General features: G+C 56.3%; 18 protein-coding genes, 1 tRNA gene, 11 pseudogenes and 1 riboswitch. Of the genes and pseudogenes, 14 read left to right on the top strand and 16 right to left on the bottom strand.

The features are described 5' to 3' along the window. The first annotated feature begins 8 nt into the window (after positions 1 to 8). From JCM13583_RS04915 to JCM13583_RS04900, 4 genes and pseudogenes are all read left to right on the top strand, one after another. Positions 9 to 443 (top strand): annotated as a pseudogene (locus JCM13583_RS04915) (FAD synthase). Next, a pseudogene (locus JCM13583_RS04910) lies at positions 440 to 932 on the top strand (riboflavin synthase). Before JCM13583_RS04915 ends, JCM13583_RS04910 begins: the two co-directional pseudogenes overlap by 4 nt. A 10-nt stretch (positions 933 to 942) precedes the next feature. Further along, entirely contained in the window at positions 943 to 1,350 is a 408-nt protein-coding gene (locus JCM13583_RS04905; protein ID WP_075056944.1) for a 6,7-dimethyl-8-ribityllumazine synthase, read from the top strand. Continuing rightward, entirely contained in the window at positions 1,347 to 1,961 is a 615-nt protein-coding gene (locus JCM13583_RS04900; RefSeq protein ID WP_075056906.1) for an MBL fold metallo-hydrolase, read from the top strand. Before JCM13583_RS04905 ends, JCM13583_RS04900 begins: the two co-directional genes overlap by 4 nt. On the opposite strand, the gene JCM13583_RS04895 is transcribed toward JCM13583_RS04900, so the two are convergent. From JCM13583_RS04895 to JCM13583_RS04880, 4 genes are read right to left on the bottom strand one after another with little or no spacing between them, the layout of a single operon-like run. Then, positions 1,951 to 2,334: a GTP cyclohydrolase, FolE2/MptA family gene (locus tag JCM13583_RS04895; protein ID WP_075056905.1), complete on the bottom strand. Its 384-nt coding sequence runs from the start codon at positions 2,332 to 2,334 to the stop codon at positions 1,951 to 1,953. The two genes, JCM13583_RS04900 and JCM13583_RS04895, sit on opposite strands and share 11 nt — an antisense overlap. A gap of 5 nt (positions 2,335 to 2,339) precedes the next feature. Continuing rightward, positions 2,340 to 2,807 (bottom strand): GTP cyclohydrolase, FolE2/MptA family, encoded by a 468-nt coding sequence (locus JCM13583_RS04890; protein ID WP_075056904.1) that lies wholly within the window; start codon positions 2,805 to 2,807, stop codon positions 2,340 to 2,342. A 58-nt stretch (positions 2,808 to 2,865) separates the two neighbouring features. Beyond that, positions 2,866 to 3,234, bottom strand: a complete 369-nt coding sequence (locus JCM13583_RS04885) for a prefoldin subunit beta (RefSeq protein ID WP_075056903.1) — start codon at positions 3,232 to 3,234, stop codon at positions 2,866 to 2,868. 5 nt (positions 3,235 to 3,239) lie between these two features. Next, positions 3,240 to 3,461: a hypothetical protein gene (locus JCM13583_RS04880; RefSeq protein WP_171823443.1), complete on the bottom strand. Its 222-nt coding sequence runs from the start codon at positions 3,459 to 3,461 to the stop codon at positions 3,240 to 3,242. Positions 3,462 to 3,618: 157 nt separating this feature from the next. Between JCM13583_RS04880 and JCM13583_RS04875 the strand changes: the two genes are divergently transcribed. Continuing rightward, positions 3,619 to 3,693, top strand: a tRNA-Arg gene (locus JCM13583_RS04875). 460 nt (positions 3,694 to 4,153) lie between these two features. Here JCM13583_RS04875 and JCM13583_RS04870 read toward each other — a convergent pair. Further along, positions 4,154 to 4,640, bottom strand: a pseudogene (locus JCM13583_RS04870) (HIT family protein). 195 nt (positions 4,641 to 4,835) lie between these two features. Between JCM13583_RS04870 and JCM13583_RS04865 the strand changes: the two are divergent. After that, positions 4,836 to 5,563 (top strand): annotated as a pseudogene (locus tag JCM13583_RS04865) (DUF72 domain-containing protein). Positions 5,564 to 5,653: 90 nt separating this feature from the next. On the opposite strand, the gene JCM13583_RS04860 reads toward JCM13583_RS04865, so the two are convergent. Continuing rightward, positions 5,654 to 6,349 (bottom strand): SDR family oxidoreductase, encoded by a 696-nt coding sequence (locus tag JCM13583_RS04860; RefSeq protein WP_162509433.1) that lies wholly within the window; start codon positions 6,347 to 6,349, stop codon positions 5,654 to 5,656. Between the two features lie 121 nt (positions 6,350 to 6,470). After that, positions 6,471 to 7,028 (bottom strand): annotated as a pseudogene (locus JCM13583_RS04855) (cysteine hydrolase). Between the two features lie 163 nt (positions 7,029 to 7,191). Between JCM13583_RS04855 and JCM13583_RS04850 the strand changes: the two are divergent. The 3 genes and pseudogenes from JCM13583_RS04850 (at position 7,192) to JCM13583_RS04840 (ending at position 10,510) form a co-directional block, all read left to right on the top strand. Next, positions 7,192 to 8,325 carry a cytochrome P450 gene (locus tag JCM13583_RS04850; protein WP_075056901.1) on the top strand — a complete coding sequence of 378 codons (1,134 nt, stop codon included), beginning with the start codon at positions 7,192 to 7,194 and terminating at the stop codon, positions 8,323 to 8,325. A gap of 61 nt (positions 8,326 to 8,386) precedes the next feature. Next, a complete protein-coding gene (locus JCM13583_RS04845) occupies positions 8,387 to 9,580 on the top strand; it encodes a cytochrome P450 (RefSeq protein ID WP_162509415.1) in 1,194 nt (397 codons plus the stop codon). Between the two features lie 28 nt (positions 9,581 to 9,608). Further along, positions 9,609 to 10,510, top strand: a pseudogene (locus JCM13583_RS04840) (phosphoribosylaminoimidazolesuccinocarboxamide synthase). Position 10,511: 1 nt separating this feature from the next. On the opposite strand, the gene JCM13583_RS04835 reads toward JCM13583_RS04840, so the two are convergent. Beyond that, positions 10,512 to 10,826, bottom strand: coding sequence for a hypothetical protein (locus tag JCM13583_RS04835; RefSeq protein WP_162509414.1), 315 nt, complete (start codon positions 10,824 to 10,826; stop codon positions 10,512 to 10,514). A 178-nt stretch (positions 10,827 to 11,004) separates the two neighbouring features. Here JCM13583_RS04835 and JCM13583_RS13845 point away from each other — a divergent pair, with 178 nt between their 5' ends. The 3 genes from JCM13583_RS13845 to JCM13583_RS04825 are packed head-to-tail and all read left to right on the top strand — an operon-like array spanning position 11,005 to position 12,162. Continuing rightward, entirely contained in the window at positions 11,005 to 11,145 is a 141-nt protein-coding gene (locus tag JCM13583_RS13845) for a hypothetical protein (RefSeq protein WP_171823442.1), read from the top strand. A 32-nt stretch (positions 11,146 to 11,177) separates the two neighbouring features. Then, a complete protein-coding gene (locus JCM13583_RS04830) occupies positions 11,178 to 11,477 on the top strand; it encodes a hypothetical protein (protein ID WP_075056899.1) in 300 nt (99 codons plus the stop codon). A 28-nt stretch (positions 11,478 to 11,505) separates the two neighbouring features. Further along, on the top strand, positions 11,506 to 12,162 hold the full coding sequence (locus tag JCM13583_RS04825) for a hypothetical protein (protein ID WP_075056898.1): 657 nt from the start codon (positions 11,506 to 11,508) through the stop codon (positions 12,160 to 12,162). Here the strand turns inward: JCM13583_RS04825 and JCM13583_RS04820 are convergent. From JCM13583_RS04820 to JCM13583_RS12200, 5 genes and pseudogenes are all read right to left on the bottom strand, one after another. After that, positions 12,151 to 12,660: a hypothetical protein gene (locus JCM13583_RS04820; RefSeq protein ID WP_075056897.1), complete on the bottom strand. Its 510-nt coding sequence runs from the start codon at positions 12,658 to 12,660 to the stop codon at positions 12,151 to 12,153. The genes JCM13583_RS04825 and JCM13583_RS04820 overlap by 12 nt on opposite strands. Before the next feature lie 26 nt (positions 12,661 to 12,686). Further along, positions 12,687 to 13,169 (bottom strand): MFS transporter, encoded by a 483-nt coding sequence (locus tag JCM13583_RS04815; RefSeq protein ID WP_075056896.1) that lies wholly within the window; start codon positions 13,167 to 13,169, stop codon positions 12,687 to 12,689. Then, positions 13,160 to 13,513, bottom strand: coding sequence for an MFS transporter (locus tag JCM13583_RS04810; RefSeq protein ID WP_075056895.1), 354 nt, complete (start codon positions 13,511 to 13,513; stop codon positions 13,160 to 13,162). The genes JCM13583_RS04815 and JCM13583_RS04810 overlap by 10 nt, the downstream gene beginning before the upstream one ends. A gap of 58 nt (positions 13,514 to 13,571) precedes the next feature. Continuing rightward, the gene (locus JCM13583_RS04805; protein WP_075056894.1) at positions 13,572 to 14,000 is read right to left on the bottom strand and encodes a CBS domain-containing protein; all 429 of its coding nucleotides are present in this window, start codon (positions 13,998 to 14,000) and stop codon (positions 13,572 to 13,574) included. Between the two features lie 37 nt (positions 14,001 to 14,037). Then, a pseudogene (locus JCM13583_RS12200) lies at positions 14,038 to 15,344 on the bottom strand (MFS transporter). Then, positions 15,341 to 15,453, bottom strand: a riboswitch (TPP riboswitch). Its footprint overlaps the pseudogene before it by 4 nt. 128 nt (positions 15,454 to 15,581) lie before the next feature. Between JCM13583_RS12200 and psmB the strand changes: the two are divergent. Both psmB and JCM13583_RS04780 read left to right on the top strand, forming a co-directional pair. Further along, positions 15,582 to 16,222 (top strand): annotated as a pseudogene (gene psmB / locus JCM13583_RS04785) (archaeal proteasome endopeptidase complex subunit beta). A gap of 51 nt (positions 16,223 to 16,273) precedes the next feature. Further along, a pseudogene (locus JCM13583_RS04780) lies at positions 16,274 to 18,216 on the top strand (beta-CASP ribonuclease aCPSF1). Here the strand turns inward: JCM13583_RS04780 and fsa are convergent. The 3 genes and pseudogenes from fsa to JCM13583_RS04765 form a co-directional block, all read right to left on the bottom strand. Further along, positions 18,213 to 18,883, bottom strand: a pseudogene (gene fsa, locus JCM13583_RS04775) (fructose-6-phosphate aldolase). The pseudogenes JCM13583_RS04780 and fsa overlap by 4 nt on opposite strands. Then, positions 18,867 to 19,779: pseudogene (locus JCM13583_RS04770) on the bottom strand (transketolase family protein). Before JCM13583_RS04770 ends, fsa begins: the two co-directional pseudogenes overlap by 17 nt. 49 nt (positions 19,780 to 19,828) lie before the next feature. Continuing rightward, positions 19,829 to 20,698 (bottom strand): transketolase, encoded by an 870-nt coding sequence (locus JCM13583_RS04765; protein WP_075056890.1) that lies wholly within the window; start codon positions 20,696 to 20,698, stop codon positions 19,829 to 19,831. Between the last annotated feature and the right edge of the window lie 11 nt (positions 20,699 to 20,709).

The following is a 20,709-nucleotide window of genomic DNA, read 5'->3' as shown; positions in this document are numbered from 1 at the left end:
AGTGGCAGATGGTCAGGGTAATGGCCACGGGGGGTCTTCGACATACTGCACCCAGGCCACCTTCACTTTCTGAGGGAGAGTAAGAAGCTCGGGGACGAACTGTACGTGGTGGTGGCAAGGGACAGCACGGCAAGGAAAAACGGCAAGAGGCTCGTGTTCAATGAGAGGATCAGGCTGGAGATAATTTCGGAGCTCAGGATGGTCGACGTGGCAATCCTTGGCCATGAGGGGGGGATATTTACAGGACCGTGGTCGAGGTGAGGCCAGACATCATAACGCTGGGCTACGACCAGAAGTTCAGCGAGGCAGAGATAGAGAGGAACTGCAGGGCTTTGGGTCTGAACACCAGGGTGGTGAGGATATCCAAGTACTCTAACCCGGACGTGGAGAGCTCCTCGGATGTGAGGAAGAGGATACTGCAGCTGGTCGGTGATGGCTCTTGATAAGGATAGGTGTGGCCGACACGACGTTTGCAAGGTACGACATGGGCAGGTCAGTGATAGACGAACTGCAGAAGACGGATACGGGCATAGTTGTGGAGAGATATACTGTGCCCGGCATCAAGGACCTGCCAGTGGCATGCCTGAAGCTGTTCAGGGAGAGGGGGTGTGACATTGTGGTGGCGTGTGGCATGCCTGGCCCCCAAGCCCGTGGACAAGATATCCGCGCAGATCGCGTCCACAGGTCTCATGCAAGTCCAACTCATGACGGGCAAGCACATAATAGAGGTCTTCGTCCATGAGGACGAGGCACGGGACTCCAAGGAACTGGCATGGCTCTCCGACAGGAGGGCCAGGGAGCACGCCCTGAACGCGTACCACCTTGTCCGTGACCCGGCTTACCTGACGCGCTTCGCCGGGCAGGGCCTGAGGCAGGGCTTTGAGGACGTGGGCCCAGTTGAGGGGGGGTCTGTGGGAGGATACAGACACTGAGGTGTTTGGAATGAACATAGCCATTGTGGTGTCAGAATACAACTACGACATAACCATGATGATGCTCGAGAGGGCGAAGGAGCACGCACAGTTCCTGGGCGCAAACGTGACGCACGTCGTTAAGGTGCCCGGGACATTCGAGATCCCGCTGGCTGTGCGGAGGCTCATCGAGAGGAAGGATGTGGACGGCATCGTCACGCTGGGTGCCGTGATCAAGGGCGAGACCAACCATGACGAGGTCATAATGCAGAACGCTGCCAGGAAGATTGAGGACCTCATGGTGGAGTTCGGTAAGCCAGTGGCCCTGGGCATAACTGGGCCGGGGGAGACAAGGCTCCAGGCCCAGGCCAGGATCGAGAAGGCACGTGACGCTGTGGAGAGCGTTGTGAAGATGGTCAAGAGGCTGTCTGAACTATGAAGGTTACCGAGAGGATCGAGGCCATAGACGGCACCATGGCAAGGTGCTACGTGTACCGCAACGGCAAGGACACGGTGCTCTTCGACGCCGGAACCCGTGGCTCCGGTAGGAGAGTGGTGGAGTACTTCCGGAGGCTGGGCCAGCAGCCCACGCACGTCTTGATAACTCACTACCACCCGGACCACATAGGCGGCCTCAGGGACATCGAGGAGGCCTTCAGCCCGGAGATATACTGCAGCCCCCTCGAGATCGCCGTGGTGGCCGGCAGGGAGAAGATGACGCCTTCCAGATCGATACTCTCCAGGCTCGTGGCCTCCCTCTCGTCCGTGAAGCCTGTCACTTCCGCCAAGGACTTCTCAAAGCTAGAGATTGAGGGCATAACGCTACTCGAGACCCCCCCTGGCCACACGCCAGGGAGCACTTCGTTCATAGTTGAGGGCGAGAAGGCCATCGTCGTTGGCGATGCAGTGTACACAAGGAACGGGAGGCTCGAGGTTAACAGGACATTCACCCTGGACATGCAGAAGGCTGAGGAGTCCAGGAAGAAGATAATGCAGTACAAGGGCTACACCGTACTCCCGGGCCACGGGGGGGAGACGGTCACACTCTGAGGCCTTCCCTCCCAATGTTCCTTATTTCACCGTATGTTGTGCTGATACGTGCGTAGGCGTTGTGGGGGGGGTGTATGCTCTCATCGCTCTCCGAACTGACCTCAAGCGTGTAACTGTCAGGCATGTCCCTGAACCTCTCTGCCAGTGATGCCGCCACTTCCCTCACTATGTCCTCCACGAACATTGGCCTGCTGTGGGCCCTGTAAACGAACTTCCCCCCCTCGTCCATCCTCTTCAGCACGGAAAGCAGGGCTCCACCAACAACCCCCCCCTCCACGGTGTCTATGAGGTCGTCAGCCTCAACCTGGTGTTCCTCGGATACCTGCGTGATGACCCTGACCCTGTTCCTCTGGTTGTGCGTGACTGAAGGCATTTCCCTCAGTGCATCCGATAGCTCCGGCCTGGCGTCCAGTACCAGGGCCTGGTGGTCTCCATGGCGCATGGGCACGCATTCATGGTCAGGACAGTAACACCGAGCCTTGAGAATTCACCATCACCCGATAGCCTTGTCTCCCCCCCCAGGAGCTCGTACTTCACGTAAGATCCGGCGCCACGGTCACGTTCCCTGAAGTAGTTCGATGCAACCGTCACATCTATGCCTGTGGCGTATGGCATCCTCTCCATGATCTCCATGCACACCCTCCCCCCCGAGAGGGACTCAAGGCCACTGTGCTCCGAAGACACCACTGCACCTATGGCCTCGAGCAGCCTTGAAAGGTCTGCACCCCCCCTCCTTTCCCCCCCGGGTATGCCAACGAACGCGTCAAAGGAAACGAAGGCTGGTATCCTCTTCCCTCCCCCCCTGACCAGGGTCACTGGTGCCTGAACTCCCCCCCTGACTCCCACCTGCTGGATGGGGGATCCTGAAGTGTGGGGTCTGCGACTGTACATCCGGTATCTGCATCTACTGCTGTCCACCCTTTCTAAGGTCTTCCATTCTCTGCTTGATCAGGCCTTCAAGTTCCTTGTACTTGTCCTCAAGGGCCTTCTGCTGTTTCTCAAGCGTCTTCAGCCTGATCTCCGTGAGTTCCTTCTGTTCAGTTAGCTCGTCCACAACGGTCTTCTTGTCCTGCACCTGGTACATCACGGTGCCGAGGTTCTTGTACACAGGAACACCCTCAGGCACCTTCTCGAGTTCCTTCAGCGTCTTCTCGATCTCCTTGACCCTCAGGTCAAGCTGGTACCTCTGGGTGGCTATCTGCTCTATCTGGGTCTCAAGCTGCTGCGCCTGCCTTATCTGGTTCTGTATATACGTGCTGAGATTCGGTTCCATCTCTTCTAAACCTCCTCATATACCCTCTTTACAGTGATAAGCAACCTTGTCAACATGCCCAAGGAAGCCCGGAGCGAACTCCTGTCTGGGCATCGAAGTGAAACGTAAATACTTTCCCCCCCATCCCTCCGTAGCGATACCTTTGACCTGCCCACCTCGGTACCCATGTCCGGTAGCAGGATGGCATCTATGCCAGGCATCTCCTCCTCGCTTATCCTGAGTTCCACCTCGTACACGCATTAATATGTGCACGTTGTAAATGTCCTTTTGGATCGCCAGGCGGAGAACTCGCCTCCCAGTCTTGCTGAAATCCCCCCCATTTCACTGCGGGAAATACGCGCCGGAGGACGAAAAGTTAAAGTCACGACTTAAACTTACAGTCACGGGCCCGTGGCCTAGTTTGGATAAGGCACCGTCCTTCTAAGTCGGTGACCGTGGGTTCAAATCCCACCGGGCCCGTCTTCTGCGGCTCCCAGGCACTGAATGCTGCCCGTCCATCCAGTGGGCCTTGGGAAAAGGGGGCCTGTGGATCCGTCTCCTGGGATATCGGTGACAACAGCGTGCTGGGGGGGGTGAAGCGGTAAAAAGGACAGCAGATGGCAAACACTGCATTCCTGTGGTCTAGAGTCACCTGGTTCCGGCATTTTCGTGCGGAACCGGGAAATCCGATTCCTGCACATTCAATGAAGTGACGTTTTAGTTACTGGGGGGGTTTGTGGATCCATCTGCCGTTATAACCTCGGACACGCACAATACGAACGGCCTGGTCATTTTCCAGGACATTCGGTGCGTACCCTGAACTCATGACAAGCTTGGGGGGGCAGGATCGGGCTGGGGAGAAAGGGATCGGCATATGGTGGGCATCCTTACAGGAAGTCCCTCTGCATAGTTGCACTGGTGGACTTGGGATCACGGGCTATCAGCGCTTTCGTCCGTTCCCGCCCATGATGGATCCCATGGCATCGGAAATCTCCTTCCCTATCCTTTCAGCCTCTCCCTCCGCGTAGCTCTCCCTGGGCCAGAAGAAGCCCCCCTTAGGCCGTCCTTGTGCCTCCTGGGCACGACATGCACATGGAGGTGAGGGACAGTCTGGCTCACCTTGTTGTTTATCGCAATGAATGTGCCATCGCAGTGGAGGACCTCTGCAACGCTAGCGAAGCAGCCCTGGCCACGCCCAGTATGGATCCCTCTATCTCTGGTGGCACACTGTCGAAGTTCTCCACGTGCGCCCTCGGTATGACAAGGAGGTGGCCCTTGAACAGCGGGCTCCTGTCCAGGAACACCACGAACCTCGGATCTGAATACACCGTTACGCTCTCCACCTTTCCCTGTGCGATGGAGCAGAAGACGCACTCACCGGGAGTCTCGTCTTCAAAGAGCTTCAGCTGCCTGCCGGGCATATACATGCAGGTATGGTGATCACAAAATATACTTAACCGGCGGAATGGTGGAGGCGCGGCTGACGGCAGCACCACCTCATATAACTGCAATGGCCTGCTTCACAGGCGTGCCCGTTGCCTTGCCCATTGCCATATAACTGCACCGCTTCCAGAGCCGGTTGTTCCAGAAAGATGGAAATACATCCAAGGCACTGGCTTTACGTGGAGATCAGGGTGGGCTGCTCAGGATGGTTCTACAACCACTGGTCTGGCTTATTCTATCCAGAGGGCATGCCGAAGTCCAGGTGGTTCCAGTTCTACTCCTCCCGCTTCGATACCGTGGAGATCAACTCCTCCTTCTACACCTTTCCCAGGAGGGAGAGCGTGAGGAGGTGGGCTAGGGCCGCACCGGAAGGCTTCATTTACAGCGTGAAGGCTCACAGGTCCATAACCCATGAGGGCAGGATGCGTGGTGTGCAAGAGGCCATCAGTGACTTCTATTCCACAGTGGGCCTGCTCGGGGGGGGAAGCTGGGCTGCATACTCTTCCAGTTCCCGCCATCTTTCAGGTACAGCGATGAGAACCTGTCTGCCATCATAGGTTTGCTGGACAGGCGTTATGAGAATGTTGTGGAGTTCAGGCACAGGTCCTGGTTGGAGGGAAAGGCAGCGGGAGATCTGATAGCCCAGGGCATACACGTGGCAGCAGTGAGCTCTGAAAGGATGCCATTCGTCCTTTTCGAAGACAGCGTCCTCTACATAAGGATGCACGGGGATCAGCAGGGCTACGCCACGGATTATTCGGACGAGAGGCTCCTGGGGCTGGCCAGGGAGATCGTTGGAGCATCGCCACGCGCCGTCTACGTTTACTTCAACAACGACTACAGGGCCATGGCACCGAAGAATGCCTCCACTCTCATCACAAAGATAAGGGAGATCATGAGATCCTGATGCCGCATATCCCCCCCATGTGCAGGCAGCATTCAGGAAAACCCCCCCTTTATCTGGACACAGGCAGCCATCACCGCACCTCCGGGGTGCTTATGGGTATGTAGGAGAGGAGGCCCCCCCATCGACCATGACTGCGGATCCGGTCATGAAGGATGCGGCATCGCTGCACAGGAATGCTATGACCTTGCCCACCTCCTCAGGCCTGCCTATCCTGCCGGTCAGGTGGGCCCTGCCCCCCCACTCTGATATCTTCTCTGCCACCCTGTCCTCGCTGTTTCCCACCTCAAGTACAGCGGCTTTCCTCACCAGGGGGGGCGTGTCTACCGTCCCGGGGGGGCAGACAGCCAGGCACCTTATCCTGGGCCCGTAGTCAAGGGCAACGGATCTGGTGAGGCCAAGGAGGGCGTGCTTGCTGGTGACATAAGCAGCGGCGTTCCTCGTGGCCGAAAATGACTGGACAGAGGCCACATTGATAATGACACCCTGCTCCATAAGGGGAAGCACCTCCCTGATCATAAGGAACGCCCCCCCTGTGACATTGACATCCATTACCCTCCTGAACATTGCCTCGTCCGTCAGGTGCACCGGTGCGTACTCCTCTATGCCGGCGGCGTTCACAAGTATGTCCACCTTCCCCATGCTCTCCTTGATCTCTGACACGGCCCCCAAGACTGCACCTCTGTCCGTGATATCTCCATTTATGTATTCAGCACCTGGTACCCTTTCCGTGGGTTCAGTGTTGGATACCGATACAGGGTGTGCACCCTCGTCCCTGAGGGCCTTCATAACAGCAGCACCTATGCCACCGGTTCCACCTGTCACGACAGCAACTTCCCCCTGAGGTTTAGGTCCATGCTCATGAGGTGAAACCTGTATTATAAGGGATCACGGTGGCGCTGCGGGAGGTTCAGGCCCTCTCCAGGTGCTCCTCTGGCACCAGCTCGCTGCTCTCCACAATCCGGGCCCCCCCGTAGACCCTCCTGAAGTACTCTTCCCAGTTCCCGTCGATCCTTGCGGCCACAGCATCTCTCACTACAACGATGCCGTATCCCCCCCTGTAGAATGCATCAGCCGCCGTGTGCCTCACGCAGATGTCTGCGTCCAGGCCAACCAGGTACACCGTATCACAGCCCTTGACCCTGAGCAGTGTGTCCAGCTCAGTGCCCTGGAAGCCGCTGTAGAAGTGTTTCTCAAGGACGAGCTCGCCCGCCACGGGCCTCAGCTCCTCTATCACCTGTGCCCCCCCTCGCTACCCTTCATCGCATGCGGGCCCCCCCACAGGGGCATCTCCACATCCTCATCTATGTGGGCGTCGTTCACGAAGAACACCGGGAAGCCAGACCTCCTGAAGTATGCCAGTGTCCTCGCGCATGGCCCCCCCACGACCGATAATGAGGACGGCGTACTCAGGGGGGCCATGGACAAAGTCGTTTAGCACGTCTACAATAATAAGTCCAGGTTTCATGCATTAAGTAACATATTCTGGTACAAATCATTTACGAACATGTGTACGTATGGCACTCACATCTGACACTTGATTTATAGGACATTTGAATATGATTTCGCGAGAAGTGACAAATTTCGTTAGCTAACGAACAGCTTAATAGCCCATTAAGCATGCTGACCGCATGCTCTTTGAGGGCATAGACTGGCTAAACCCGTTCGAACAGTACCGCGTGATGAGGGACCGCTCACCTGTGTACTATGACAGTTACGATGGCAGCTGGAACCTCTTCCTCTACGAGGACGTGGCAAGGGCGCTCAGCGAACACCAGACCTTCTCATCGCAGCTCAACGAGGCCGCTGAGATGCCTCTCTCGCAGAGTCTAATACAGCTGGATCCTCCCAGGCACACCAGGCTCCGTGCACTTGTAAGCAAGCCGTTCAGCCCGGCCTGGATAGGGAAGAGGGCTGACAAGATAAGGGAGATTTGCACCTCCCTCCTTGAATCAGTGAAGTCGGATCAGTTCGACTTCGTCAGGAATTTCTCATACCCACTTCCTGTCATGGTTATTGCAGACATAATAGGCATCCCCAGGGATCACATGGAGAGGTTCAAGGAATGGTCAGACGCCGTTGTCACGGGCCAGGCGTTCATGGGCCAGAGAGACTACATGTCGGAGATGGTCACATACTTCTCTGAGATGGTAAGGGAGAGGCAGAGGGACCCCAGAGACGACCTCATCTCGATGCTCATATCCTCCGAGGTAGACGGGAAGCCCCCCCTGTCACCACAGGAGCTGATGGGATTCCTGATCCTGCTCCTCATCGCGGGCAACGAGACAACCACGAACCTGATAAGCAATGCGGTCTACAGCATGAACGAGAACCCCGGAACCTACGATATGGTCGTATCGGACAGGAGCCTCATACCTGGAATGCTTGAAGAGACGCTCAGGTACAGGTCTCCGGTCCAGTCGATGTTCAGGAGGACGAAGGCCGATGTTACTGTGCGAGGCGTAACAATACCGGCAAACTCCTATGTAACTGCATGGATCGGGTCTGCTAACCATGATGAGAGGGTATTCGAAGAGCCGGAGAAGTTCAACATAGAGAGAAAGGAAAACAGGCACATAGCGTTCGGCAACGGCATCCACTACTGCTGGGTGCCCCCCCTAGCCAGGCTTGAGGCGAAGATAGCGTTCGAGGAGATCACGGAGAGGTTCAGGGAAATAAGGGTCGGAAACATCGATTCCGCTAGCATGGTCAGCAGTACAATCGTCTACGGCTTTAAGTCCCTGCCCGTCTCCGTTGTTAGGTAACATAGATATATCTTTTTTTTAATATAGATAATAGTTATTAGAGTGGAGGTTATTGTGGCCTATGGAAATACCCGGCTACAGGGAAGAGCCATTCGAGTGGTACCGGAAGATGCGCAGCGAAAACCCGGTCTACAGGGAGGACAACAACGTCTACATATTCAAGTACAGGGACGTCACAGCAGTACTCGACGACTACAGGACATTCTCCTCGCAGTTCAGGGACCTCATGGCGCCGGAGATGAGGAGGCAGCTCGACGAGCTATCATCACCGAGCATCCTGATACTTGACCCGCCGAAGCACACCAAGCTCAGGAACCTGGTGAGCAGGGCATTCACCCCAATGAAGATCGCATCATACGAGCCAGAGATCAGGAAGATAACGAATGCCCTCCTGGACGTCGTGGATGGCAGGAGTACCTTCGACATAGTGAAGGCCCTCACTTACCCCCCCCTGCCCGTTCTCGTCATATCGAAGATCCTGGGCGTCCCTGACAGGGACATGGAGAAGTTCAAGGAGTGGTCCGACAACCTGGTGCGTGTGCTGGGCTTCGGTGTGGACATGGACACGGAGAGGGAGATGGCCCAGTACTTTTCGGGCCTGATAGATGAGAGGAAGCACTCACTCTCCGACGACCTGATCAGCCTCCTCATAAGGGCAGAGGTCGACGGCGAGCACCTCACCAGGCAGGAGATCATCGGCTTCTCCATCCTGCTCCTCGCTGCAGGCAACGAGACAACCACGAACCTCCTGAGCAACGCCATTGTGACATTCTCCGAGCACCCTGGCTCGTTCGAGAGGCTTAGGGAGGAGCGTTCCCTTATACCGACGGCCATAGAGGAGGTCCTGCGGTACCGCTCACCAGTGCAGTCGACCAGGCGCCTGGTCAAGAGGGAGGGGGGGCGCATAGGAGACATGAAGGTGGAGCCCGGGGACTTCATCTTCGTGTACCTGCAGTCTGCCAACAGGGACGAGGACGTATTCCCGAACTCAGAGGAATTCATAATCGACAGGAAGGAGAACAGGCACGTTGCATTCGGCGAGGGAATCCACTTCTGCCTGGGTGCTCCACTGGCCAGGCTGGAGGCAAGGGTTGCCATGGAGGAGCTAACGAAGCGCTACGGGGACATCAGAGCTGTGCACGTGTCCCCCGGAGGACAGGGTGGACAGCTTCATAATGTACGGTTACAGGAGGCTCGAGGTTCAGGCCAGCTGATCCAGACATTTTTTCAACCCCCACCTGAATTCATTTATTAATCCAGGTCTCATACCTGAGGGATGTCAGATAAGCATACGTGTGGGAAAGGTGAAGGACGTTTACGATGAGGGCGACACGCTTCTCTTCAGGTTCAGTGACAGGATATCGGTGTTTGACAAGATAATACCCAACACCGTACCCCACAAGGGGGGGGAGAGCCTGTGCAGGACATCGAGCTTCTGGTTCAGGGTGGCCAAGGAGAGCGCCAGGGTTGAGACCCACTTCATCGAAATGGTCTCGCCCAACGAAATGAGGGTGAAGAAGTTCTACATACCAGAGAGCGGTAAGGGCGACCCGCACGAGATCGAGTACGTCATCCCACTGGAGTTCATCACAAGGTACTACGTTGCTGGTAGCCTCTACGACAGGGTCAAGGAGGGCAAGGTCAGGTACGAGGACCTCGGCCTAAACCATGCACCGAAGTACGGTGAGGAGCTGGATGACCCTTTCTTTGAGGTCACAACCAAGTTCGAGAAGTACGACAGGCCCCCTGAAACACGGCGAGATCATAGAGATCGGCGGCATGACTAACTCCGAACTCAACGAGATAAAGGAGGCCATACTCAGGGTCGACAGGCGCATCAACAAGTCCGTGTCGCAGAGGGGCCTCATACATGTTGATGGAAAGAAGGAATTTGCCTTCGGCATAGGCAGGGAACCCGTGCTCATCGATACCTTCGGGACCCTTGACGAGGACAGGTGGTGGGACAGGAAGGAGTACGATGAGGGGGGGAAGATAGTGGAGCTGAGCAAGGAGTTCGTCAGGCAGTACTACAGGTCAACCGGCTACCACAGCGAACTTTACTCCGCAAGGGAAAAGGGCCTGCCAGAGCCAGAGATACCTCCGCTCCCCCCCAGAAATGGTGAAGAAGACAAGCGACCTTTACGTGACCATGTACGAGAGGATAACCGGGGGGGAAAAATGGTGATTCACTGCGTCCCGAGCTCCACCTGCGTCTCTATGAAGTGCCACAGGTGGTGCTCGAGCTCGTAGGGCCACAGGGATTCTGGTATCTCCAGGAAGTATGAGAGCGGGCTCTGAAATATCTTCTGGGCATCCTGCTGCTGTATCTCCACCTGCCACCTGGAGACGCCTATCTTTATCTTCGTATCTGACGGGTTCCCGTCTATGAGTATCAGGAATGCCCTGTCGGTCCTCAGGAGTGCCCTGTAGATTCCCCCCCTTCCTTGCCATGAAGACCACACCCTGTGGGCACGTGCAGGACACTGTCCTGAAGCCCTCATCCTTGAAGAACTCAGATATGAGTGTGACCAGCTTCTCGCTGTTCACGTTTTTCCCGACGTACTGCCTCATTGCGTACAACATACCGGTGTGATGCGGAGTCCTCTAATAAAGTGTGCCACTTGGGGGGGGTAATCCGGATTACCGGTAATCTTATTAGCAAGGTAGGTATGGACGTTCATGCCTGAAGAAGAGAAAAAACAGGACGAACAGGGGGGGGAAGGCAAGACAGTGATATCCATAAAGGGCGTCAGGAAGGACATATACCAGAGGATGATGAGGCTCGCCAGGGATACGGGCAAGACCGTGGGGGGGAAATAACGAACGAGGCCTACAAGAACTTCCTGGGCACAGTGGACACTGCGAAGAAGGTATCAAGGGAGTTCATCGATTCTGCAAGGGCCCAGCAGGTCAGGTACATCGAGAACCTGGGCAGCCTTGAGATAACGGGGGGGCAGGAGCTCAGGGAGTTCGGCAGGAAGGTGGTCTTCAGGAACATCAAGGAACTCAGGATTACGGATGTGGACGAGGACACCTTCACGTCTGTGGTGGACGGCATAATAAACGTGAACAGCCTGACGGTAACCGGCAACGTGAGGAAGATGACTGTCATCTCCAGGTGCAGCTTCGTGGAAAAGGTGAACAAGGAGTAAGGCCTTCCACTCATCGGTAGGTGGTTCTTTGGAGAGCTGGAACGCAGACCTCTACAGGGCCCTCATGGCCAGGGTCAGGGAGATGGACTGGAAGGGCCGCATCGTTTCCCTGGACCTCGAGACCCTTGTCAGGGGTAAGGGCCAGTTCCTGACCGGTGAGAGGATCATCGCTTACTCCATGAGCATTGCTGGTGACAGGACGGAGGACAGGGTCTACGTGGCCGACAGCGATGATGACGCATCCGAGATGGCACTCCTCAGGGAACTGGACAGGGACTTCGGGAAGTACAGGCCAATGGTGCTGACGGGCTACAACATCTCCGGGTACGACATACCGCTCCTGAACCTCAAGATGAGGAACCTCTCGTTCGAGAACCAGCTGTGGAACGTGAAGTACACCATTTCCACAGCATTCTGTCTGGATGCCATGTACGTCATAGCGGACGACCTCTACAGGTTCGACGGTGACTGGCACATAAGGAAGCTCAGGGACGTCATATCCCACGAGGCCTACGCAGGCCTGAACCTCATGAGGAAGAAGCAGAACGTCATGATGGAGGGCCTTGATGTCAGCGCTGCCATAGAGAGGCTTTGGAGGGAGGACAGGGAAAGGTTCAGGGAGTACTGTGCGGGCGATTCCCATGACGTCATGGAGATAGTAAAGGAGATATTCTCACTTCGATGACCTCCTGAGCATCACTGCGAAGACAGGCACTGCCACCAGGCATATCAGGCCCGCGGCCAGGAACGAAACGTCTATGCCGGTGACGAACGCAGCCTTCTGTGTCTCCGTCAGTGAGACCGATAGGCCCAGGAATGCAGAGCCCAGGATGCTCTCCGGCACGTAGGTGGCCACGATGGTGAAGACTATGGCCATGCCGACAACGGAACCCATGTTGACTATCAGCGACCTGAAGCCGGCCACGATGCCCCTCTGGCCGGGCTCCACCGACAGCATGATTGTGGAGTTGTTGGGCGTGTAGTACAGGCCTATGCCAACACCCATGAGGAGCATAAGGATAGCCAGGATGTAGTATGGTGTGCCTGTGCTGGAGATGAATAGCGCAGCCACCGAGGCACCTGTGAAGGCCAGGCCCAGGGTCTGCACTGTTATGTCGTTCACCCTCTTCACCACGTGCGGCGACATGTAACTGACAAAGCCAAGGCCTGCTGCATAAGGCATGAGGAGTATTCCGGCCAGCAGCGGGTTTATCCCCCCCAGAGGCCCTGGAAGTAGATGGTGAGGAGGAATATGGCCGAGAACCTGGTTATGGAGTTGAGAAGGACGGATATTATAGAGCCCGTGAACCTGCGGTTCCTGAAGAGGGAGAAGTTGATCAGCGGGTACCTTACTCTCCTCTCCATGATAAGGAAGAGCACCAGGAAGACCAGTGAAACCAGGAGGAAGAGGACCGTTGTGAAGTGTGCCCAGCCCTCGAGCGGTCCCACCGTCAGAAAGAGGACAATGAGCGTCATGAACGCTGAGAGCGTCACCGAACCCACGTAGTCAGGCCTCACGCCGGTCTCCACTGGCTTGACCTCCTTCAGCAGCCTTGATGATAGTACGAAGCCTGCAAGTGCTATCGGCGCGTTGAATACGAACACGTACCTCCAGTTTATGAAGGAGAGGAAGCCGCCCACCAGCGGCCCAACAGCTATTCCCACCCCCATGACACTGGAGTTTATTGCCATGGCCCTCCCAGCTGGGGGGGGCCAGAAAAACTGTCCGTGATTATCGCAAGGCTGTTGGAGAAGAGGCAGGCTGCGCCGGAACCCTGCACAACCCTGCCGAGGATCAGCACCTGCGGGTCAGGGGGGGACACTGCGGCGATCGTGGAGCCTGCGAAGAACAGTATGTAGCCCGTGGAGTAGATCCTCTTCCTGCCCACCAGGTCCGCTTCCCTGCCGAGAAAAGGCGAGAGCACCGTGAGCACAAGGGAATATATGAGGAGTATCCAGACCGCAACGAAGAAGGTGGTGTGGAGGCTGATCATCACCGTCGGCAGGGCAACCAGCAGGGAGGTGGAGTTGACCACAGCAAGGAAAGTACCATGCTGGTTATCGCCAGTACCCAGCCTCTGTATTCCATACCGGTCAGAAGGTGCCGAACCTGCTGATTATCTCTGACAGGTTATCCATGTAGTCCCTGAATATCCTCAGGATGTCGCGGGAAGTTATGACCCCGACAAGCTTCCCGTTCTCAACGATGGGGGGGAGCCTCCTTATGTTGTTGGCGCTCATTATCTGCGTTATCTTATCCGTTGGCGTGTCAGGGGGGGTGGCAGATATGACACCCTGTGTCATGATCTCGCTGAGCTTGACCTTTGATGGGTCGAGCTCCTTCGCGACCACCTTGCTGACATAATCCCACTCGGTGACTATGCCTTTCAGCTCACCGTTCTGGTGGACGATAGCGAAACCGACGTGATCGTTCGCCATAATCTTTGCAGCCTCGAGCGCGGTTATATCTCCCGGCAGCATGGTCGTGTACTTCTTCATGATGTCTCTGGCATAGAGAACCATAGAAAATGTATCATTATAAAAATAATAAGGATATTGCTTACTGTGCCTGTCCTGCACCGTAGTCTATGTCTATGCCTCTCGTTTCGTATCCGAAGAAGTACCAGATCGCTGCACCGGCCAGGCCTATGGCCCAGAGGATGAGGTTAACGAGTATGAACTGCCCAAGGTTGAGGATGATGTAGCGTAGGTGAATATGGCATAAGCGATCATGGGGGCTAGCCTCACCATCCCTATCGACCTTGCCCTCACCCTGGTCGGGAAGAGTTCCGGCTCAAGCGTAGTCCTCGAGGCCCAGCCGAACTCGCTGGTGGCCATGTTAACGAAGAGCAGCGGAAGGAACAGGTCCATGTCATGGAGGTAGGGGGGGACTGTTAGGAATATGGCCACCATCGATACAACCCCCGCCAGGTAAGAGTAGAGTGTATATGACTTCCTCTCCCTGTTAATGAGGGGGGGTGCCGCGGCAAAGCCTGCAACCGATGCTCCCAGGAGTGCCACGAATATTATCTCGTTGTCAACTGCCGTGGACGGGAACTCGTACGGGCCTATGACGTATGCCATGAGGCCGAAAGTAAGGTACTGGGATATGCCTATGAGAACAAGTGTGGCGTATATGAACGGAACACCCATCCTCTGTGCCTTCGTCCCTTCTTCGTCTATCGAAAGGTGTGCCTTCTCCTCACTCGCGTCCCTCTCCCTGCCCACGGACGATAGCCACCTGTATGACTCCGGTATGCTGAGCCTCGAGTAGACCATGACACCGACCATAGCGAGCGAGGACCCCCCAGGAGCATGAGGCGGTCGAAGAGTGAGGACGAGGTTATGAGGAACAGTCCCGATATAAGGCGCTGCCTATGTTGCTGAAGTTGGCCACCAGTGTGAGGTACTTGGCCCTCTTTGAGACAGGCGAGTCCTCAGCTATCAGTGACAGGGACGGGCTCTCCTCTCCGCCCACTCCGAACTGCGCAAGCATGAGGCCAGGCACCAGGCTCCAGACCGTTGAGCTCGCAGCCACTATGATTATCCCGATTGTGTAGGAGAGCATTGTGACCACGAAGACCCTCTTCCTGCCGAACATATCTGCAAGGAAGCCCATCGTGAAGTTCCCTATGGCGCGAAGATCGGGCCGATTAGGAGGAGGAAGACCTTGAGCGCTCCCGTGACATGCCCGACTATTGAGCCAGATGCTGCCAGCGGGCCAATGGTTGCCACGATGCCCCAGAACGTGTAGCTCGCTGAAGACGACACGAGAAGAGCCTTCTGCCTGCTGCTCAGCTGCACAAAAACACCCCCCCTCTCGGGGGGGGCAGCTCTCCAAATACCATTTCCGTAACCCTTTTCCATCAATACGATCACTCTCCCTACGCCGGCATTACCCGGATCAGGTTCAAAGGGTCGACCCCCCCAATGGGTCCTCTCAGCCCCCCCCTACGGAGCTCCCCCCCCGAACGGGTTATATGGATATGAACGGTATAACCTTTGCCATCGCCGCAAGCCCTTCAGCGGCATGAATGGAGCACAAAAAGGGTTTAATAGGATGTAAAAATCTATGTGTGGGGGGTTTTACAGAGCGTGGTTATTATGGAGCAGACTCTACAGACAGGAACAACTACAGTAGGTGTAGTTGTCAAGGACGCCGTTGTGATGGCAACGGAGAGAAGGGTGACGATGGATCACTTCATAGTGCACAAGGACGGTAAAAAGCTTCACCAGATAGACACCCATGCCGCCATGACAATAGCGGGCCTGGTGGGTGATGCCCAGGTCCTGGTCAGGTACATGAAAGCAGAGCTGGAACTATATAGGTTACAGAGGCGGGTGAGCATGCCAATAGAGCTGCCGCCACGCTGCTATCAAACATACTGAACCAGTCCAAGTTCTACCCTTACATGGTGCAGCTCCTTGTCGGTGGGTATGACAAGGCACCCCACCTCTTCTCCGTGGACGCTGCCGGGGGGGTGCAGTGGAGGACGTTTACGTGAGCACAGGCTCCGGCTCACCTTTCGTCTACGGTGTCCTCGAGAGGGACTTCAGGAAGGACATGCCCGTGGACGATGCCATCGAGATGGTGGTACGGGGGGGCATCACTGCTGCAAAGCAGAGGGACTCGGCCTCGGGGGGGCATGATAGACGTGGCCGTCATAGACAAGAAGAACGGCTTCAGGGCAGTGCCCGAGGACGAGGTAATGGAGATCATAAGGAAGCTAAAGCTTCCTCTCTGATTTTAATCAACGTAACATCATATCCATTTCATTTCCGCGGGTGTGTATGCGATGGCTTTTAGGGATTACGTTTCAGAGGCAAAGGCGTTGTTTGACAAGCTGCTCCCAGACAACCAGATAACGGAAATCGATTACGAGGGCCCAACCATTGTAGTCTACACGAAGAACATAGACCTCTTCTCCAGGAGGGATGACATAGCAAGGCAGATAGCCCAGGAGCTCAGGAGGCGCGTGATGATACGGCCCGACCCGTCGATCATGGAGCCGGAGAAGGAGGCTGAGGAGACAATAAGGAACATAGTACCCGCCGAGGCCGGGATACAGGACATCTACTTCGAGCCTGACACGGGAGAGGTGATAATAGAAGCAGACGAACCTTCCATAATAACGTCCAGGAGCTCGGACGTGATCAGCAGGATAAAGGAGAAGACCAAGTGGTCCCCCCAGGGTTGTCAGGGCCCCCCCACCAATGTATTCCAGAACTGTGAAGGAGGTCAGGGAGTTCCTGCGTGAGGTGAAGGCGGAGAGGAAGAAATTCCTCCATGACCTTGGCCTAAAACTGAACCAGCCCACCATGCCCGGTGAGACATGGGTCAGGATAACCGCCCTCGGTGGCCACAGGGAGGTGGGAAGGAGCGCCACCTTGGTCTCGACCAACAACTCAAAGATCCTGGTGGACTGCGGCATGCTCAACACCAACGAAATAGACGAGCAGCCGTGGGCCGGCGCCCCCCCGTACCTGTACGTGCCGGAGGTGCAGCCGTTCAGCTCCCTGGATGCCGTGGTCCTCACACACGCACACCTTGACCACTCCGGCCTGCTCCCCCCCATCCTGTTCAAGTACGGCTACGACGGCCCTGTGTACATGACCGCACCGACCAGGGACCTTGCCGCTCTCCTGCAGCAGGACTACATAAAGGTGGCACACGCGGAAGGCCACAAGGCACCCTACGAGTCGAAGCACATAAGGGAGATGCTGAAGCACACCATAGTACTGAAGTACAACGAGACCACCGACATAACAAGGGACGTGAGGCTCACATTCTACAACGCGGGCCACATACTCGGTTCCGCCTCCGTGCACCTGCACATCGGCGAGGGGGCTCTACAACGTTGTCCTTAGCGGAGATGTGAAGTTCGAGCGGACCTGGCTCTTCAACCCGGCAAACAACAGGTTCCCCCCCAGGGTGGAGACGTTCATGACGGAGAGCACATACGCTGGCAGGGACGATTACCAGCACTCCAGGCAGGAGGCATCCAACACACTCATCGACATAATAAACAGGACATTCGACCGGGGAGGTTCCGTGCTCATCCCTGTCTTCGCAGTGGGGAGGAGCCAGGAGGTCATGCTTGTGCTCGAGGACGCCATGAGGAACGGGAAGATCAAGAACGCGCCTGTTTACCTGGACGGCATGATAATGGAGGCAACCGCGATCCATGCGGCATATCCGGAGTACCTGAACAAGACGCTCAGGGAGAGCATCATGGTGAAGAAGGAGAACCCGTTCCTCTCGCCCATATTCAAGAGGGTGGAGACCAAGGAGCAGAGAGAGGATATATGTGACAGCGACGAGAACCAGATAGTCCTCGCCACGTCAGGCATGATGAACGGCGGGCCAGTGATGGAGTACTTCAAGGCATGGGTGGACGACAGCAGGCACACCCTTGTCTTCGTGGGCTACCAGGCAGAGGGCACGCTGGGCAGGAAGATACAGAGGGGGGGTGCAACAGAGGTGACACTGACAGAGGGAGGAAAGCAGATAAAGCTCCCCGTGAGGATGGCCGTGGAGACTGCGGACGGCTTCTCCGGGCACTCAGACAAGAGGCAGCTCCTGGCCTACATAGCCACGATGCAGCCAAAGCCCCCCCACAGGATACTGGTAAACCACGGTGATGGTGAGAAGACCGTGGAGTTCGCCAAGCTGATAAAATCAAGGTTCGGCATAGAGGCAGTGGCCCTGAGGAACCTGGAGACCATCAGGCTCTACTAGAGCGGGAGGTCTCCAGACGGGCTCACCTTTTTCCAGTCCTCCAGGAACCTGGCAAGCCCCTCGTCCGTCTTCGGGTGCACTGGCAGCTTCTTCAGCACCTCGAACGGCATCGTCACAACGTCTGCACCTATGATGGCTGCCCTCAGGACATGGACAGGGTGCCTCACAGATGCCACGAGGATCTTGGTCTTTATGTCGTAGTTGACGAATATGGTCTTCAGCTGGTCTATGATCTCCATCCCGTCCTGGCCTATGTCATCGAGCCTGCCCACGAACGGTGACACGTACTCTGCACCTGCCTTCGCGGCCAGCAGTGCCTGCACAGGGTTGAATATGAGGGTGCAGTTCACAGGTATCCTGGACTGCGACAACGTTCTTATGGCCCTGAGGCCGTCAGTTGTCATGGGTATCTTCACAACCGCGTTGTCCCCCCCGAGCTGCCTTATCTTCTGGGCCTGCCTGACCATATCCTCGTACTTCGTCCCCCACGACCTCTATGCTCACGGGGGCCAGGCGTTATCCTAAGTATCTCCTTAACGACCTCCGAGAAGCTCTTGCCTTTCTCCTTGGATATGAGCGTAGGGTTCGTGGTGACGCCGTCGACAATGCCCCACTCCACTCCCTGCCTTATCTCGTCAACGCTCGCTGTGTCAAGGAATATTTTCATACCTCTTTTCCTCCCTGAAGCAGCTCTCTGCGATCCTCACTATATCCTCCACGCCAATATGAAAGTAATCGAAGAGCTCCCAGGCCTTTCCCGACTTCCCGAAGGTATCCCTCATGCCTATCCTCCACACCGGCACGGGATACTCCCCCCCACCACCTCGGCAACCCTGCTGCCGAGGCCATTGTATATGGAGTGCTCCTCCGCAGTCACGATCCTTCCGGTCTCCCTGGCTGCCTTGATTATTGCGTACCTGTCTATGGGCTTTATTGAGGACATGTTGATGACCCTTGCATCTATCCCCCCCTGCTCTTGAGGGTCTCAGCAGCCTTCAGTGCCATGGAGACCATCACGCCCATGGCCACTATGGTTATGTCTGAGCCGTCCTTGAAGGTCACGGACCTTCCGGGCCTGTATTCGTAAGATTCGTCGTTCAGGATGGGGGGGAACTTCTCCCTGCTCAGCCTCACATAATAGGGGGTCTTTGTCTCCTCCACAAGGTACTCGATAACGCTGGTAGTCTCCACGGAGTCCACTGGGACTATGACCCTCATGTTCGGGAGGCCGGACATTATGCCCACGTCCTCTATTATCTGGTGAGTTGCGCCGTCCTCACCCACAGTAATGCCCGCATGCGTTACGACGAACTTCACGTTCAGGTTGTTGTAGCACACGGACTGCCTGATCTGCTCGTAGGTCCTCATCAGGAACACTGCGAATGTGGACGCGAACACAATCTTTCCCGACAGCGCCAGGCCCGCCGCAGTGGTGACCATGGACTGCTCCGCTATCCCCATGTTGAAGAACCTGTCCGGGTACTTCTTCCCGAAGAGTGCGGTCTTTGTTGATGTGGACAGGTCTGCGTCCAGAACCACCAGGTCCCTGTACCTCCCGCCCAGCTCAACAAGCTTCTCCCCCCGTAGGCGTCCCTCAGGCTCTCCGTCACCATCATGCTCCCTCCAGGGTCAGTTCAGAGAGGGCCTTCCTGTACTCCTCCTCGTTGGCGGGCGGGCTACCGTGATACTTGGGGTTGTTCTCCATGTAGCTCACGCCCTTGCCCTTCACAGTGTTGGCGATGATGAATGTCGGCCCGTCCCTGTATGACTTGCAGAACTCTATTGCCGAGATTATCTGGTCGTAGTTATGGCCGTCTATCTCCAGAACCTTCCACCCGAAGCCCTCCACCATGGCCTTTATGTCGTTCACCGGCATGACATCCTTCGTGAAGCCGTCCAGCTGGACCCCGTTCCTGTCCAGTATTGCAGTGACGTTGGATACCCTGTACTTGAACCCTGCCATGAGGGACTCCCATACGTTCCCCCCCTCCTGGATCTCGCCGTCTCCCAGGATCACGTAAACGTGGTAATCGAGGTTGTTCAGCCTTGCTGCCAGGCCCATGCCTATGCCTATGCCAAGGCCCTGCCCCCCCAGGGAGCCCGTGGACGCCTCCACGCCCGGTACGCCCCCCCTGTGCACATGCCCCTCCAGCTTGGAGTTGAGCTTCCTGAAGCCTGTCAGCAGTTCCTCGGGGGGGAAGAAGCCCCTGACAGCCAGGGTGGCATAAAGGGCAGGTGACGCGTGGCCCTTGCTCATGATGAGCCTGTCCCTCCTTGGGTCATCCGGGTTCTGCGGGTCTATGCGCATCTCCCTGAAGTAGAGGACTGTGAGCACGTCGGTTATGCTTAGGGAACCGCCGGGATGGCCGCTCTTTGCGGAATAGACCATCTCGATTATGTGCCTCCTTATCCTGGTGGCCACCCTCTTCAGATCCTCAACGCTGTATTCATAAACCTGAGAATTGTCTGCCAATTTTACCATCCACCCGGCCT

It is taken from the genome of Thermogymnomonas acidicola JCM 13583 (genome assembly GCF_001316105.1).
GTDB classification, from domain to species: Archaea; Thermoplasmatota; Thermoplasmata; order Thermoplasmatales; family Thermoplasmataceae; genus Thermogymnomonas; species Thermogymnomonas acidicola.
This window is presented reverse-complemented; position numbering and strand designations above follow the sequence as displayed.